The sequence below is a fragment of the Mycobacterium sp. genome (genome assembly GCF_965229265.1).
Lineage (GTDB): Bacteria > Actinomycetota > Actinomycetes > Mycobacteriales > Mycobacteriaceae > Mycobacterium.
Window position 1 is genome coordinate 717,464 of the sequence record NZ_CBDDIY010000010.1, and the last position, 15,235, is coordinate 732,698.

Annotated in this window: 13 protein-coding genes; 2 read left to right on the top strand and 11 right to left on the bottom strand. The window is 68.7% G+C overall.

Features of this window, described 5'->3' with window-relative positions:
- Nucleotides 1-41: 41 nt before the first annotated feature.
- From ADBZ9K_RS05550 to ADBZ9K_RS05570, 5 genes are all read right to left on the bottom strand, one after another.
- Nucleotides 42-1,139 (bottom strand): LLM class flavin-dependent oxidoreductase, encoded by a 1,098-nt coding sequence (locus tag ADBZ9K_RS05550; protein WP_526619023.1) that lies wholly within the window; start codon nt 1,137-1,139, stop codon nt 42-44.
- Between the two features lie 8 nt (nt 1,140-1,147).
- On the bottom strand, nt 1,148-2,176 hold the full coding sequence (locus ADBZ9K_RS05555) for an ABC transporter substrate-binding protein (protein WP_526619025.1): 1,029 nt from the start codon (nt 2,174-2,176) through the stop codon (nt 1,148-1,150).
- Nucleotides 2,177-2,188: 12 nt separating this feature from the next.
- Entirely contained in the window at nt 2,189-2,926 is a 738-nt protein-coding gene (locus tag ADBZ9K_RS05560; RefSeq protein WP_526619026.1) for an ABC transporter ATP-binding protein, read from the bottom strand.
- Nucleotides 2,923-3,705: an ABC transporter permease gene (locus ADBZ9K_RS05565; RefSeq protein WP_526620757.1), complete on the bottom strand. Its 783-nt coding sequence runs from the start codon at nt 3,703-3,705 to the stop codon at nt 2,923-2,925. Before ADBZ9K_RS05565 ends, ADBZ9K_RS05560 begins: the two co-directional genes overlap by 4 nt.
- 184 nt (nt 3,706-3,889) lie before the next feature.
- Nucleotides 3,890-4,219: a hypothetical protein gene (locus ADBZ9K_RS05570; RefSeq protein ID WP_526619027.1), complete on the bottom strand. Its 330-nt coding sequence runs from the start codon at nt 4,217-4,219 to the stop codon at nt 3,890-3,892.
- Between the two features lie 126 nt (nt 4,220-4,345).
- On the opposite strand from ADBZ9K_RS05570, the gene ADBZ9K_RS05575 reads away from it, so the two are divergent.
- Nucleotides 4,346-4,684, top strand: coding sequence for an RNA polymerase-binding protein RbpA (locus tag ADBZ9K_RS05575; protein WP_526619028.1), 339 nt, complete (start codon nt 4,346-4,348; stop codon nt 4,682-4,684).
- Between the two features lie 14 nt (nt 4,685-4,698).
- On the opposite strand, the gene ADBZ9K_RS05580 is transcribed toward ADBZ9K_RS05575, so the two are convergent.
- The 6 genes from ADBZ9K_RS05580 to cobN form a co-directional block, all read right to left on the bottom strand.
- Nucleotides 4,699-5,484: a polyprenol monophosphomannose synthase gene (locus tag ADBZ9K_RS05580; RefSeq protein WP_526619029.1), complete on the bottom strand. Its 786-nt coding sequence runs from the start codon at nt 5,482-5,484 to the stop codon at nt 4,699-4,701.
- Nucleotides 5,481-7,277: an apolipoprotein N-acyltransferase gene (gene lnt / locus ADBZ9K_RS05585; protein WP_526619031.1), complete on the bottom strand. Its 1,797-nt coding sequence runs from the start codon at nt 7,275-7,277 to the stop codon at nt 5,481-5,483. Before lnt ends, ADBZ9K_RS05580 begins: the two co-directional genes overlap by 4 nt.
- Nucleotides 7,270-8,883 carry an amidohydrolase gene (locus tag ADBZ9K_RS05590; RefSeq protein ID WP_526619032.1) on the bottom strand — a complete coding sequence of 538 codons (1,614 nt, stop codon included), beginning with the start codon at nt 8,881-8,883 and terminating at the stop codon, nt 7,270-7,272. The genes lnt and ADBZ9K_RS05590 overlap by 8 nt, the downstream gene beginning before the upstream one ends.
- 42 nt (nt 8,884-8,925) lie before the next feature.
- Nucleotides 8,926-9,411, bottom strand: coding sequence for an FxsA family protein (locus tag ADBZ9K_RS05595; protein WP_526619033.1), 486 nt, complete (start codon nt 9,409-9,411; stop codon nt 8,926-8,928).
- 84 nt (nt 9,412-9,495) lie between these two features.
- A complete protein-coding gene (locus ADBZ9K_RS05600; RefSeq protein ID WP_526619034.1) occupies nt 9,496-9,876 on the bottom strand; it encodes a PPOX class F420-dependent oxidoreductase in 381 nt (126 codons plus the stop codon).
- A gap of 59 nt (nt 9,877-9,935) precedes the next feature.
- Entirely contained in the window at nt 9,936-13,538 is a 3,603-nt protein-coding gene (cobN, locus tag ADBZ9K_RS05605; RefSeq protein ID WP_526619036.1) for a cobaltochelatase subunit CobN, read from the bottom strand.
- Nucleotides 13,539-13,634: 96 nt separating this feature from the next.
- Between cobN and ADBZ9K_RS05610 the strand changes: the two genes are divergently transcribed.
- Nucleotides 13,635-14,576, top strand: coding sequence for a TauD/TfdA dioxygenase family protein (locus tag ADBZ9K_RS05610; RefSeq protein WP_526619037.1), 942 nt, complete (start codon nt 13,635-13,637; stop codon nt 14,574-14,576).
- The last annotated feature ends 659 nt before the right edge of the window (nt 14,577-15,235 follow it).

Below are 15,235 nucleotides of genomic sequence, written 5' to 3' on the forward strand. Positions count from 1 at the left end.
CGCTGACGAGCCTATTTCGTTTGCGGAAGCGGCGAGGCGGATTAGGTGGCCAGTACTCCCTTGGCGCGCAGGATCGGCAGCACGCCTTCGGCGAACCAGTAGGCCTCTTCCAGATGGGGGTAGCCGGACAGGATGAACTCGTCGAAGCCGACGGAGTGGTACTCCCAGATGAGGTTGGCGACCTCTTGGTGGCTGCCGACCAGGGCCGTGCCCGCGCCCCCGCGAACAAGTCCGACGCCGGCCCATAGGTTCGGGTAGATCTCCAGTTTGTCGACGCGCCCACCGTGCAGCGCGGTCATCCGACGCTGGCCCTCGGAATCCGAGCGTGAATGCAGCTTGGTGGCCTGTTCGATCTGATCGGGCGTCAGCTCGCTCACCAGTTCCTCGGCGACCGCCCACGCGGCTGCAGAGGTGTCACGGGTGATGGTGTGCAGCCGGATACCGAACCGCAGTGTGCGGCCGCGCGCCTGCGCGAGCGCTCGCACCTCGTTGATCTTCGCCGCCGCGGCCTGCGGGGGTTCGCCCCACGTCAGGTAGACGTCGACATGCTCAGCCGCGATCGGCAGCGCCGCGGCCGATGAGCCGCCAAAGTAAAACTCCGGCAACGGGTTCGGCGGCGCGGACACCCGGGCGTCGCGCACCTTGTAGTACTCCCCCTCGAAGTCGACCGACTCCTGACCCCAGACCGACTTGACGATCTGCAGGAATTCGCCGGTGCGGGCGTAGCGTTCGTCGTGACTGAGCCAGTCACCGAAGCGCCGCTGTTCGGAGTCATCGCCACCACTGACCACATTGAGCAGCAACCGGCCGTCGGAGAATCGTTGGAAGGTCGCGGCCTGCTGCGCGGCCAGCGTCGGCGGAACCAGACCGGGTCGGAATGCCACCAGGAACTTCAGCCGTTCCGTCTCGGCGAGCAACGCCGAGGCCGTCAACCACGCGTCCTCGCACCAAGTTCCGGTCGGCGTGAGCACCCCTTCGAAACCCAGCCGGTCGGCCGCTCGCGCCACCTCGGCCAAGTACCGGCGCGACGGTGCCCGGTATCCATCGGGAATGGTGTGATGCGACGACGCATGCGAGGCTCCCACGATCGAGCGACTGTCGCCGTTGGTCGGCAGGAACCAAAAGAACTTTGCGGGCACGACGCCTCCTAGTTTGCGCTGATCAGGTTCGGCTCGAGCACGTCGGCGTAGCGACGGTCGACCCACTTGGCGAAATCGGGGGCGGACTGAATCTGTCCCGACGACGCGAACAAATCCGCGATCTTCTGCTCGGAGGCCACCACCTCGTCACTCAGTGCCGTCGGCAGCCGCAGGCTGCGGCCTTGCGACACCTCGGCGACCTTGGGGTCCAACCCCACTGCGGCGGCATACTTCTGGGCCCATTCCTGCGGATGGTCCTGGGCCCACTTGCAGGCCTTGGCGAAGCGCACCAGCAAATCGGACAGTGCCGTGTTGCGTTTGGGGTCCGCCAGCGCCACGTCGGAGGCCACCCCGAACCAATAGCCGTTGGTCACCCCCTTGGCCTGGGCGATGGTCCGAACCGGCAACTGCTGTTCGGCCTGCGCGGTGTAGGGATCCCAGATCGCCCACGCGTCGGCCTCACCGGCCCGGAACGCCGACAACGCGTCAGCCGGCTGCAAGAACACCAGCTTCACGTCGGCCGGTGTCAATCCCGCCTTGTCCAGCTGGCCCAGCACGTTGCCGTGGGCCGAACTGCCCTTGGCCACCAGAATGCTCTTGCCGCGCAGGTCGCCCACCGAGGTGATCGGCGAGTCCGCCCGGACCAGGATCTGGTCCCCGACGCCGCCGCCGTTGTAGGCCGAGACCACCTTGACCTTGGCACCCGAGGCCGCACCGAAGATCGGCGGGGTGTTGCCGGTGATGGCGAAGTCGATCTTGCCTGCCGTCGCGGCCTCCACCTGGGGCGGTCCGGAGGTGAACGTGGAGAACGCGATCTGGTACGGGAGGTTCTCCAACGCCCCGGCGGCCCGCAACAGTGACTCCGTCCCGCCCTTCTGGTCGCCCACCTGCAGAGTCAGGCCCGACAATTCGGTCAACGGAACACTCTCCGGCGCCTTGGCCACACCGGCGTTCTCCTGCCGGGATACGCAGCCGGTCAACAGCAGGCCGAGCACGGCGAATGCGACCACCAGGCGACGAATTACTTTGGGATGCAAGCTAACTCCTGATCAGATCTGTACGCCGAGCTGCTCGAGCAGCTCGACACGGTGATTCTCGGTCTGCGCCGACGGATTGCCGGTCGGCCGCCGCGGGTCGGTGATCTCGGTCGCATGCACCACGCGGCCGGCTTCGAGTACCAGCACCCGGTCGGCCAGTGCCACTGCCTCGTTCACGTCGTGGGTGACCAGCAACACCCCGAACCCGTGGCGGCGCCACAGCTCGAGCAGCAACGCATGCATGCTCAGCCGGGTGAGCGCATCCAGCGCGCCGAAGGGCTCGTCGAGCAGCAGCAGCTCGGGCTCGGCGACCAGCGCCCGGGCCAGCGACACCCGCTGCGCCTGACCCCCGGACAGGGTCAGGGGCCAGGAATCGGCACGATCGGCCAGGCCCACATCGGCCAGTGCCTGCTGGGCGCGTGCCGTTACCTCGCTGCGTGGCAGCCGGAACCGGGTCAATCCGTAGCCCACATTGGTCTGCACGGTGCGCCACGGGAACAGCCGCGGCTCCTGAAACGCCAGCGCCGGTGGACCGGCCACCACCCGCTCGCCGGTGTGGTCGCTGGACAGCCCGGCCAGCACCCGCAGCACAGTGGACTTGCCGGAACCGCTGCGGCCCACGAGCGCGACGATCTCCCCGGCACCGACGGTCAGTGACACGTCCTGCAGTACCTGCTGCTCGCCGTACCACTTGTCAATGTGCCGCAGCTGCGCGGCAATTCCGGTCTTCCGCTCGGACGTCACGGTCATGACCGGTACCTCAGGGCTCGCTGCTCCATCGCGCGCACCACGGCGTCGGTTGCGATCCCCAGCAGCGCATAGACAACCAGACCGAAGATGATGATGTCGATGCGCAGGAAGTCGCGGGCGTTGTTGATCAGGAAGCCGATGCCCTTGTCGGCGTTGATCTGTTCGGCGACGATCAGCGTCAGCCAGGCGATCGCCAACGACTGGCGCAGACCGACGAGCACCTGCGGCGCCACACTCGGAATGATGATGTTGCTGAATCGCTGTCGGAACGAAAAGCCAAGCACATCAGCCGTTTCGAACAGCTTGGGGTCGACCTGCCGGATCGCGGAGAAGGTGTTCAGGTACAGCGGGAAGCTCACGCCGAGGGCCACCAGGAGCACCTTGGGAAGCTCGCCGATACCGAACCACAGGATGAACAACGGGATCAGGCCGAGATGGGGCAAGGCCCGCAGCATCTGCATGGGTGGGTCGACCGTCGCCTCGGTCCAGCGGGACAAACCGACCGCGGTGCCAAGACCTACGCCAATGATCCCGCCCAGCAGCAGGCCCTCCACCACCCGCACACCGGACACGCCCAGTGCGTCGGCGAGCTGGCCGTTGCGGATGAGTTCCACGCCCGCCTCGGCGATCAGTGACGGTGCCGGCAACACATCCTGCGAAATCAGCCCGAGCGCGCTGCCCAGTTGCCACAGCACCAGCAGGACGACCGGTGAGGCCCACCGCGCGATCGTCCACTTGCGGTTGCGGCGCGGGGTGGCTGAGCGGGTGCCCGCCGGCAGGACCGGCGCGGTGGCCGGTGCGGCGGGCGTGGTCACGGTGTGAGTCCTTTTGGTGCACGTGGCAGACAGGTGATGGGCATGCGACAGCCCGAAGCCGTCGCGACATTCGACCCTAGGAACACCCACCCGGCCCGGTAAGGGTTTGATTCGTGATGACGAAAAGGGCGCCGGCCTCAGCGCGCCGTCAGCGCCATCCGTCGGCGGCCTTGGCGGCCCGAACCAGGGCGTCGCACAACTCGCGCAGCTCGTCGGTGGCGGCGCCCTCGTCGATCGCGGTCGCGACGTCCTCGGCAGCGCAGCGCACCTGATAAACCCGATCGGACAGCTCGGCCGCCTCGTCGGCGGACAACACCACGGCGTCCTCCGGGATCGAGCTGCCCTTCACCATCGCCCGCTGCTCGTAGGCGCGCTGTCGGCACGACTGGCGGCAGTACTGTCTGCGCCGCCCCATCCCGGCGTCGGCTACCTCGCGGCCGCACCACCGGCACGGCTGCGAGCGGGAACGACGCGTCACGCCTTGAGACTGTAGACGGGTTCCCGCAGTGATCCCGGTAGCATGAGGGGTCGAGTCGGGAACTGGGGCGAGCAGTCCTGCGTTCATTAACCGGACTTCATATCGCGTTTTGAGGAGATGTTGACGATGGCTGATCGTGTCCTGAGAGGCAGCCGGCTCGGAGCCGTGAGCTACGAGACTGACCGCAACCACGACCTGGCGCCGCGTCAGATCGCGCGGTACCGCACCGAGAACGGCGAGGAATTCGACGTCCCGTTTGCCGACGACGCCGAGATCCCGGGCACCTGGCCCTGCAAGAACGGCATGGACGGCACCCTGATCGACGGCGATCTGCCGGAACCCAAGAAGGTCAAGCCGCCGCGCACCCACTGGGACATGCTGCTGGAGCGGCGCTCGGTGGAGGAGCTCGAGGAGCTGCTCAAGGAGCGGCTGGACCTGATCAAGACCAAGCGCCGCGGCAGCTGAACGCGGCCCGGGCCTTAGCGAACGACGCCGCGGGCCCGGTCCAGGCGTCCGCCGACGCCCCACTGGGCAACCTTGACCATCGCCTCGCGGATGTTGGAACCACTCATTTTCGACACCCCGAGTTCGCGTTCGCTGAAGGTGATCGGCACTTCCACGACGGTGAAGCCGTTGTTGATGGTGCGCCAGGTCAGGTCGATCTGGAAGCAATAACCCTTGGAGTCGACCGCTGACAGGTCGATCTTCTCCAGGACCTCGCGCCGGTAGGCACGGTAGCCGGCGGTGATGTCGTGGATCCCCACGCCGAGCAGCACCCGCGAATAAGTGTTGGCGGTCTTGGAGAGCACCAGCCGCCGCCAGGGCCAGTTACGGACGGTGCCGCCCTCGACGTAGCGGGAACCGATCGCCAGATCCGCTCCCTTGTCGATCGCGTCGAGAAGTCGATAGAGCTGCTCGGGGGCATGGCTGCCGTCGGCATCCATCTCCACCAGCACGCTGTACTGCCGTCCCAGCCCCCAGGCGAAACCGGCGAGGTAGGCGGCCCCGAGGCCGTCCTTGACGGTGCGATGCATCACGTGCACCCGGTCGGGGTCGGCCAGCGACAGCTCGTCGGCCAGCGCCCCGGTCCCGTCGGGGCTACCGTCGTCGACGATCAGCACGTGAACATCCGGACATGCCTTGTGCACCCGGCCCAGGATCAGCGGCAGGTTCTCCAGCTCGTTGAACGTCGGGATGATCACCAGGGTGCGCTGGCTGGGGCGCTCGGAGCCCCTCTCGGAGCCCGTTGTGCCCTGGTTGCTCATGACTCTCCTTTATCGTGCTGCCCGGCCGGGGCCGACAATGAATCGACCTGCTCCGGCGGGCTGTCGACGTCGTCTCCGGCCTCGGACACGCTGACGACGTCCCGTGCCCGCCGCCGCCGGCGTAACGGGCGCATGAACCAACCATTGTGCAGTATGGCCGCAAAAATGACGGCAACGGCGGCTCCTACCAGCGCCCATTGCACGAACGGGCCCCACCGGGTGGCCGGGGTCTGGGAGGTTTTCAGGCGTACGGAGAAGTCCAGATAGGCCGGCGTGAAGAACTGGGTGCGGGCGACCTCGCTGCCGTTCGGCGCGATCACGGCGCTGATCCCCGTGGTACCGGCGACCACCACATAACGGTCGTGCTCGACGGCGCGCGCCCGCGCGAACGCCAGCTGCTGTTCGCTCATGTTCTGGTCGAAGGTGGCGTTGTTGGTGGGGACCGTGAGCACCTGAGCGCCGTTGCGCACCGATTCGCGCAGCGCGCGATCGAAGATGACCTCCCAGCAGGTGGCCACCCCGACCGGCACACCGGCGGCGTGTACGACGCCCGATCCGGTACCGGGGACGAAGTACCCGGCCCGGTCGGCATACGAGGACAGGTGCTTGAAGAAGCTCCGCCAGGGCAGGTATTCGCCGAACGGCTGAATGATCTGCTTGTCGTGGCGCTCCCCCGCGCCGGTGACCGGATCCCAGACGATGACGGTGTTCGACGCGGCGGGGTTGTCCGGCGTCCAGTCCGGGCGGGCCAGCACGGTGCCGACCAGGATCGGCGCGCCGATCGCCTGCGCGGCGACGCTGATCTGCTGGGCGGCGTCGGTGTTGGTCATCGGGTCGATGTCCGACGAGTTCTCCGGCCACACCACGAACTGCGGCTGCGGCGCCTTGCCCGCGCGCACGTCGTCGGCCAGCTGCACGGTCTCGCGGACGTGGTTGTCCAGCACGGCGCGGCGCTGGCTGTTGAAGTCCAGTCCGAGCCGCGGAACGTTGCCCTGCACGGCGGCGATGGTGACGGTCGGCTCGTTGCCCGCGCCGCTACCGGCGCGGCGCACCTGCGGGGCGGCGACCGCGGTGCCCAGCAGAACCGCCGCGATGCACAAACCCGGCACCAGTAGACCCGCGACGGCGGGATGCTCGCTGCGGGTGGCCGTGCCGCTGTGCTGCCACCAGCGGGCGATCTCCAGCACCAGCGCGGCCAGCGACGTACCCAGCAGCACCGTCGCGAACGACAGCAACGGCACACCGCCGAGCTGGACCAGCGACAGGAACGGTCCATTGGTCTGACCGAAACCGATTACCCCCCAGGGAAATCCACCGAACGGTACATTGGATTTCAGCCACTCCTGCAATGACCACAGCAGCGCCAACCACAGTGGCCACCCCGGCAGGCGCCGAACGACAACCGCGAACAACCCGAACATCGCCGGGAATGTCGCCTCCATGGCCGCCAGCGCCAACCACGGCACCGGGCCGACCAGCCCGCTGATCCACGGCAGCAGCGGAACGTAGAACGCCAGCCCGAACAGAAATCCGTAGCCGAACCCGCCGGCCATCGTGGTCTTCGGGTGTACCAGCACCCAGCTCAGCAGCGCGAGTGCCGGTACCGCCGACCACCACCACCCGATCGGCGGGAAGCTGATGCACAGCAGCAGACCCGCGGTCACCGTGACCAGCAGCCGGATCATCCGCGGTGGCAGCGCCACGGTGAACCACGTGCGCAGCCGGGCGGTGCGCCCGGGCGCCCTGGACTCGACGTCCGCCGTGTCGCTGCCAGCCGTCTCGACGTCAGCCATGGATCACGACACCTCGGTGCACGGTCTGGCGGCAGCGTGGCAGCGGATCACCGGGGTCCAGCCGGGGCAGCGCGGGTACCCGCGAGCGCGGATCGGTGGACCAGCGCTGTACGGCGTTGGCCGGCGCGCTGACATCGAGGTCCAACGCTTCGGCCGAGCCGCCGGCGGCCTCCCACACCGCATACGAGGCCGGGGCGCCAGCCACCAGCGTGCCAGTCAGGCCGTCGCGCACCCCGGCCGCCCGCCAGGCACCTCGAGTGGCGGCGGCGAATGCCGCCCGCACGGAGACCGCACTTGCCGGGGTGTGGTGATGGCTGGCCGCGCGCACCGTCGCCCAGGGATCCATGCTGGTCACCGGGGCATCTGAGCCGAACGCCATGGGCACGCCTGCCGATGCTAACAGCGCGAAGGGGTTGAGCTGGGCGGCTCTGCCGATCCCGAGACGGTGGGCGTACATGCCGTCCTCACCGCCCCACAACGCGTCGAAATTGGGTTGCATGCTGGCCACCACGCCCCACTGGCCGAGCTTGGCGGCCTGTTCGGGGGTGACCATCTCCAGGTGCTCGAGCCGGTGTCCGCAGCGGGCCACCGCGGGTGTGCCGAATCGCTCGACGGTGCGTTCCAGGGAGTCGACGACGGCGGCGACGGCGGCGTCACCGATGATGTGGAACCCCGCCGTCACACCCGCCTCGGTGCACGCCAGCAGGTGCTCGGCGACGGCGTCGGCGTCCAGATAGCAGTTGCCCGTGGAGTGCGGCGCGTCGGCGTAGGGCTCACCCAGCCACGCGGTGTGCGACCCCAGCGCACCATCAACGAACAGGTCACCGGCCAGTCCCCTGGCCCCGGTCTGCTCGATCAGGGCGCGAGCCTGGGCCGCGCTGGACACCGCTTCACCCCAGTAGCCGACGACCTCGACACCGTGGGCGGTGGCGCGCAGCTCCTGCCAGTCGTCGGCCCCGCCGATATCGGGACCGGCGCATTCGTGCACGGCGACGATGCCCGCCGCGGCCACGGCGTCCAACGCGGCCCGACGGGCGTCCGCTCGCTGCTGCCAGGTCAGCAGTCGGCGGGCCTCGCCGCGAATCAGGTGGTGGGCCTCGGCCGACAGCGGCCGGAGCGGGTCGAACCCGGCGACGGCGGGCAGGCCGGCGACCAATTCGCGCAGCGCCGTCGAGGCCACCGCGGAGTGGACGTCGACACGGGCCAGGTAGGCGGGCACGGCGCCGACGACGGCGTCGAGTTCCTCGGTGCTGGGCACGTCATCGCGCGGCCAGCCGGTGTCGTCCCAGCCGTGGGCCCAGATCGGCTGGCCGGGATGGGTCGCGGCGTGCTCGGCGACCAGACTCAGGCAGTGCTGTTTGGAGGTGGCCGCGGTCAGGTCTAGCCCGGTGATCAGCAAACCGGTGGACGTCAGGTGGATGTGGCTGTCGACGAACGCGGGAGCGACGAAGGCGCCGTCGAGGTCGACGAGCTGGGCGTCGCCGAACTGGGAGCGCCCGACATCGTCGCTGCCCAGCCAGGCGACGACGCCGTCGCGCACCGCCATCGCGGTGGCGTCCGGGTGCGACGGACTGTGCACCCGTCCGTTGAGCAGCAGTGTGGTCACGGTGGTCAGTCTGCCCCGGTCACCCGGGGCGGCCGCACAGGGTCAGAACTCGCGGTAGACCGTCGAGCGCCGGACGATGTTGGCCTCGTGGACGGGACCGGAAACCTGCTCCTCGACGACCTCGCCGTCGATGTAGTCGACGCGGCGGGCATAGCCCGGTGCGGCCAGGTTCACCACCGTGACCCGGCGGGCGATGCCGCGGGTGAGCAGCATGCCGGCCAGCGGGCGTACCGCGCTGCGGGTCGGCGGCAGCAGCATCAGCGCGCCGAGCGCGGTGGTGACCAGCCCGGGGATGAAGACCAGCACGGTGCCCAATGCGACCAGCATGCCGTCGGCGACCGCGCCCTGCGGGTTGGTGCGGGTTTGCTGCAGCCGCCGAATCTGCCGCTTGACCTGAGAACCGGCCAACGCGACGCCGATCACCGAGGTCGCCAGCAGAATGAGCAGCGTCCAGCCGAGCCCGACCGACCAGGTCAGCAGGGCCAGAACCGCCAGCTCGACGAGCGCGTAGGCCAGGAACGTCCGCATCACCATGTACCTGTCAACGAGTCGCTGCTCAACGGGGTTCCGGGCAAGTCTTATAGGACCCTGTGAGTTCTGCGGCGCGAGCGGCTAGGCCGCCCGCAATTCCAGGCCGATCGTGCGGTTCGCTCCGCCGCGCAGCTTGCTGAAGAAGTTGAACACCTGCCCGACGATGCCGTAGCGCTTGCCGATCGCGCGGTACACGCGGTCGGTCTGGCCTTCGTCGAGCACGGTCGCGATCGCCTCCACCGGTTCACTCTTGACGTTGCCCCGCATGTCGCAGATCGCCACCGTGACCCGTGGGGTGTTGCGGATGCGCTTGACCTTCCAGGCATTCTTCTCGGTGATCACCAGCGCCCGATCGCCGTCGGGTGCGACCCAGATCGGGGTCGGCTTGGGCGTGCCGTCCTTGGTGAAGGTGGTCAGCGAAACGTACTTCGCCTTGATGACGTCGGCGAATGTCAGAGCCATGCCCACAATGTAGCTTCCCCGGGTAGCTTCCCCGAGTCGGTTCGCTCCTGCCCGCCGAACTAGCGCGCCTCGAGATCACCTTCGGTTTCCAGCAGCACCTGCCGAAGCCCGTCCAGCGTCGCGGGGTCCGGGTTCTCCCACATGCCCCGGCCGGCGGCCTCCAGCAGCCGCTCCGACATTCCGTGCAGCGCCCATGGATTGGACTCATCCATGAACTTGCGGTTCTCCGGGTCCAGGACGTACTTCTCGGAGAGCTGCTCATACATCCAGTCGGCCATGACTCCGGCGGTGGCGTCGTAGCCGAAGAGGTAGTCCACCGTGGCGGCCATCTCGAAGGCGCCCTTGTAGCCGTGCCTGCGCATCGCGGCCATCCATCTCGGGTTGACCACCCGGGCGCGGAAGACGCGGGTGGTCTCCTCGGCGAGAGTGCGGGTGCGCACCGCGTCGGGGCGGGTGTTGTCGCCGATATAGGCCGCGGGAGCCTTGCCGGTCAGCGCCCGCACGGTCGCGACCATGCCGCCGTGGTACTGGAAGTAGTCGTCGGAGTCGGCGATGTCGTGCTCGCGGGAGTCGGTGTTCTTGGCCGCCACCACGATTCGGCGGTACTGGATCGCCATGTCGTCGGCGGCGGCCTTGCCGTCCAGCCCGCGGCCATAGGCGAACCCGCCCCACGCCGTGTACACCTCGGCCAGGTCGGCGTCGTCGCGCCAGTTGCGGCTGTCGATCAGCTGCAACAGGCCCGCCCCATAGGTGCCCGGCTTGGAACCGAAGATCCGGGTGGTGGCGCGGCGGTGGTCGCCGTGCTCGGTGAGGTCGGCCTGGGTGTGGGCGCGCACGTAGTTGGCCTCGGCGGCCTCATCGAGGTCGGCGACCAGCCGCACGGCATCGTCGAGCATGGTGACGACATGCGGGAAGGCGTCCCGGAAGAACCCCGAGATCCGCACCGTGACGTCGATGCGGGGCCGGCCCAGCTCGGCCGGCGAGATGACCTCCAGGTCGACGACCCGCCGGGACGCGTCGTCCCAGACCGGCCGGACACCCAGCAGCGCAAGCACTTCGGCGATATCGTCGCCGGCGGTGCGCATCGCCGAGGTGCCCCACACCGACAGTCCGACCGAGCGCGGCCAGTCACCGTGGTCGGCGCGGTAGCGCTCCAGCAGCGAATCGGCCATCGCCACACCGGTTTCCCAGGCCAACCGCGAGGGCACCGCCTTGGGGTCGACCGAGTAGAAGTTGCGCCCGGTCGGCAGCACGTTGACCAGGCCGCGCAGCGGTGATCCGGACGGTCCGGCCGCGATGAACCGGCCCTCCAGCGCCCGTAGCACCTGCTCGATCTCGGCGGCCGTGCCCGCCAACCGCGGTACCACCTCGGTGGCGGCGAACCGCAAAATCCGCGCAACCGCATCCCGATCGGTGAGCTCGTCGACCCGGTCGGCATCCCAGCCGGTGGCCTGCAGCCGGGCCAGCAGGTCGCGGGCGGTGTGCTCGGCCTCGTCGACGGCGGTCCGCTCGTCGCTGCCGTCCTCGGCCAGCCCCAGTGCCTGACGCAAACCGGGCAGGTGTTGTTCGCCGGCGAAGAGCTGGCGGGCCCGCAGGATCGCCAGCACCAGGTCGAGTTGGGCTTCCCCGGCCGGGGCCGCGCCGAGGATGTGCAGGCCGTCGCGGATCTGGACGTCCTTGATTTCGCAGAGCCAGCCGTCGACGTGCAACAGCATGTCATCGAAGGAGTCGTCCTCGGGACGCTCGGCCAGGCCCAGGTCGTGGTCCATCTTGGCCGCCCGCATCAGCGTCCAGATCTGCTGGCGGATGGCGGGTAGCTTGCCCGGGTCGAGCGCGGCGATGTTGGCGTGCTCGTCGAGCAGCTGTTCCAGCCGGGCGATGTCGCCGTAGCTTTCGGCACGCGCCATCGGGGGGATGAGATGGTCGACCAGGGTGGCGTGGGCGCGGCGCTTGGCCTGCGTGCCCTCCCCCGGGTCGTTGACCAGGAATGGGTAGATCAGCGGCAGGTCGCCGAGTGCGGCATCGGGCCCGCAGGACGCCGACATGCCGATCGTCTTGCCGGGCAGCCATTCCAGATTGCCGTGCTTGCCCAGATGCACGGCCGCGTGCGCGCCGAATCCGTGACGCACCCAGAAGTAGGTGGCCAGATAGTGGTGGCTGGGCGGGAGATCCGGATCGTGGTAGATGGCCACCGGGTTCTCCCCGAACCCGCGGGGCGGCTGGACCAGGATCACGATGTTGTCGGATTGGATTGCGGCGACGACGATCTCGCCGTCCGGGTCGTGGCTGCGGTCGACGAACAGCTCGCCGGGAGGCGGGCCCCAGTGGGCCACCATCGCGTCGGTGAGCTCGGCGGGCAGCGTCGCGAACCACTCGCGGTAGCGTGCCGCCGGGATGCGGATCGGGTTGCCCGCTAGCTGGCCCTCGGTCAGCCAGTCCGGATCCTGGCCGCCGCGTTCGATGAGCGCGTGCATCAGGGCATCCCCGTCGTGGGCTTCGACCCCGGGGATGTCGCCGATGCGGTAGCCGGCCTGGCGCAGGGCGTGCAGCAGGGCCACGGCGCTGGCCGGGGTGTCCAGCCCGACCGCGTTGCCGATCCGGGAGTGCTTGGTCGGGTACGCCGAGAACACCAGGGCCAGCCGCTTGTCTGCCGCGCCGACCCGGCGTAGGTTTGCGTAGTTGACGGCCAGTCCGGCGACCCGGGCGCAGCGCTCCGGGTCCGGCACATAGGAGATCAACCCGTCGGAGTCGATCTCCTTGAACGAGAACGGCACCGTGATGATCCGGCCGTCGAACTCGGGCACTGCAACCTGGGTGGCCACGTCCAACGGGCTCAGTCCGTCGTCGTTGTCCGCCCAGGTGGCGCGCGAGCTGGTCAGGCACAGCCCCTGCAGGATCGGAACATCAAGGGCGGCAAGATGTTTGACGTTCCAACTGTCATCGTCTTCGCCCGCGCCGGCCGCCGCAGGGCGGGCCCCGCCTGCGGCCAGCACCGTGACCACCATCGCGTCGGCGGTGGACAGCAGCTCGAGTAGCTCGGGTTCCGGGGTGCGCAACGAGGTGCAATACACCGGCAGCGGCCGACCGCCGGCCTGCCGGATCGCGGTACACATCGCGCGGATGTAGGCGACGTTGCCCGCCAGTTGCTGCGCGCGGTAGTACAGCACCGCGATCGTGGGCCGGGAATCCGTCGGGCGCTCCAGCCCACAGCCGTCGCAACCTTCGCAGCGGGGTTCGAGCACACCCCAGGCCGGCATCGGGGCGGGCGGGGTGAAGCCGAATCCGGTCATCAACAGGGTGTCGGCCAGGAAGGCGTGCAGCTGACGCAGGTTGTCGATGCCGCCCTGGGCCAGGTAAATGTGGGTCTGCATGGCGATGCCGGCGGGCACGGTGGAGCGTTCCATCAGGTCGGCGTCGGGGGCCTGCTCGCCGCTGACGACGACGGTCGGCAACCCGCTGGCCACCACCGTGTCGATACCGTCCTGCCAGGCCCGGTAGCCACCCAGGATCCGGATCACCACCACGTCGGTGCCGTCCAGAAGCTCCACCAGCTCGCCGTCGACCAGCCGCGCCGGGTTCGCCCAGCGGTAGCCCGCACCGCTGGCCCGCGCGGTGATCAGATCGGTGTCGGACGTCGACAGCAGCAGCACGGCGGGAGACACCCCCCATTCGTACCGTACGGCCGGGGCAGCGACCTATTCGGATCTCGCCTAGTCGAAAGGTGTACGGACCTGCGGCGCACCGAAACGATCGAGATCATGTCCCCTTCTCTCGACGTCTCGAAGCTCGGCGCCCACATCGGTGCGGAGATCTCCGGTGTGCACCTCGGCGGCGATCTCGACCCCGTCACGGTCGAGGCCATCCGCACTGCCCTGCTCGACCACAAGGTCATTTTCTTCCGCGATCAGCACCACCTCGACGACGACGCCCAGGTGGCGTTCGCCGGGTTGCTCGGAGTGCCCACCATCGCGCACCCGACCGTCACCTCGCGCGGCGATACGGTCTTGCCCATCGACTCCCGATTCGGCAGGGCCAATTCCTGGCATTCCGACGTCACGTTCGTCGACCGGGTGCCCAAGGCGTCGCTGCTGCGCGCGGTGACGCTGCCCAGCTACGGCGGGAGCACCGCGTGGGCGTCCACCGAGGCCGCCTACGACCAGCTGCCGCCGCCATTGCGGGCGCTGGCCGAGAACCTGTGGGCCACGCACACCAACCTCTACGACTACGCCGCCGACGAGGCCGAGAACGTCGACGCGCTCACCGAGGAGACTCGGGAGTACCGCGCCGAGTTCCAGTCCGACTATTACGAGACCGAGCATCCGGTGGTGCGGGTGCATCCCGAAACCGGCAAGCGGGTGCTGCTGCTGGGCAACTTTGTCAAGCGGTTCGTAGGCCTGGGCACCGGCGAGTCGGCGGCACTGTTCGCGCTGCTGCAGAACCGCATCACCCGGCTGGAGAACACCGTGCGATGGAACTGGCGGGTCGGTGACCTAGCGGTATGGGACAACCGCGCTACCCAGCACTACGGCGTGGCCGACTACGACGATCAGCCGCGGTTCCTGCGGCGGGTGACGCTATCGGGCGACATCCCGGTCGACGTGTACGGGCAGCCAAGCCGGGCCGTGGCAGGCGACGCGTCGGGCTACTCCCCTGCCGTGGCACCCGACGTCGTTGCTAGCCAGCCGGCTGGGGTTAGCTGAGCCACCTGAGGGCCGAGTCCCGCGCCAGCTGCTGACGCTGGTTAGCGGGGTGGATCCATCCTTCACGGGTGGGCCGCTGATTTGGCTTAGCAAAGATCGAGTTGTCGCGATCGCGACGATCGAGTGTCCGAGTAACTCGTGTGGGGCATCCCGGAGGGCGGGCTCGGGATCGATCGGCGTATCGGCGGCGGTTGCACCCGCCGTTCGCGGTGCGATGCAGGTTAGGGCATTGTCAGGGCAGCCTCATCTCACAGCGCGCCACGGGCCGCCGAATTGACTGGACGGCAAAAATTCACCTGGTGGAAATGTCGAAATCCTTCGCGGTCGCTCAGATTATGCAAAACTCCCGGCCCATTGGGGTGACTCAGCGAAGTGGGGGATTTGGATGCGCGCTGGATCGTACGTGGGCCGCGTCGGCGGGTTGGCGGTGGCGATGGGCGTCGGAGCAGCAATAGCTGCCTGGCCCGCAGTCGCGTTTGCCGACGGTACCCCCTCATCCGGATCGGGCTCGTCGTCGGCGGAAGGCTCGTCATCCCCTTCGGCTAGCTCATCGGCGCGTGCGGGAACGTCGCAGGCCGGGTCAACGACGCGGTCCCACACTGCGACTTCCCCGGCCGGGGGCGCTGCCGACGAAGGTTCGACACGTTCGGCCCGCACTG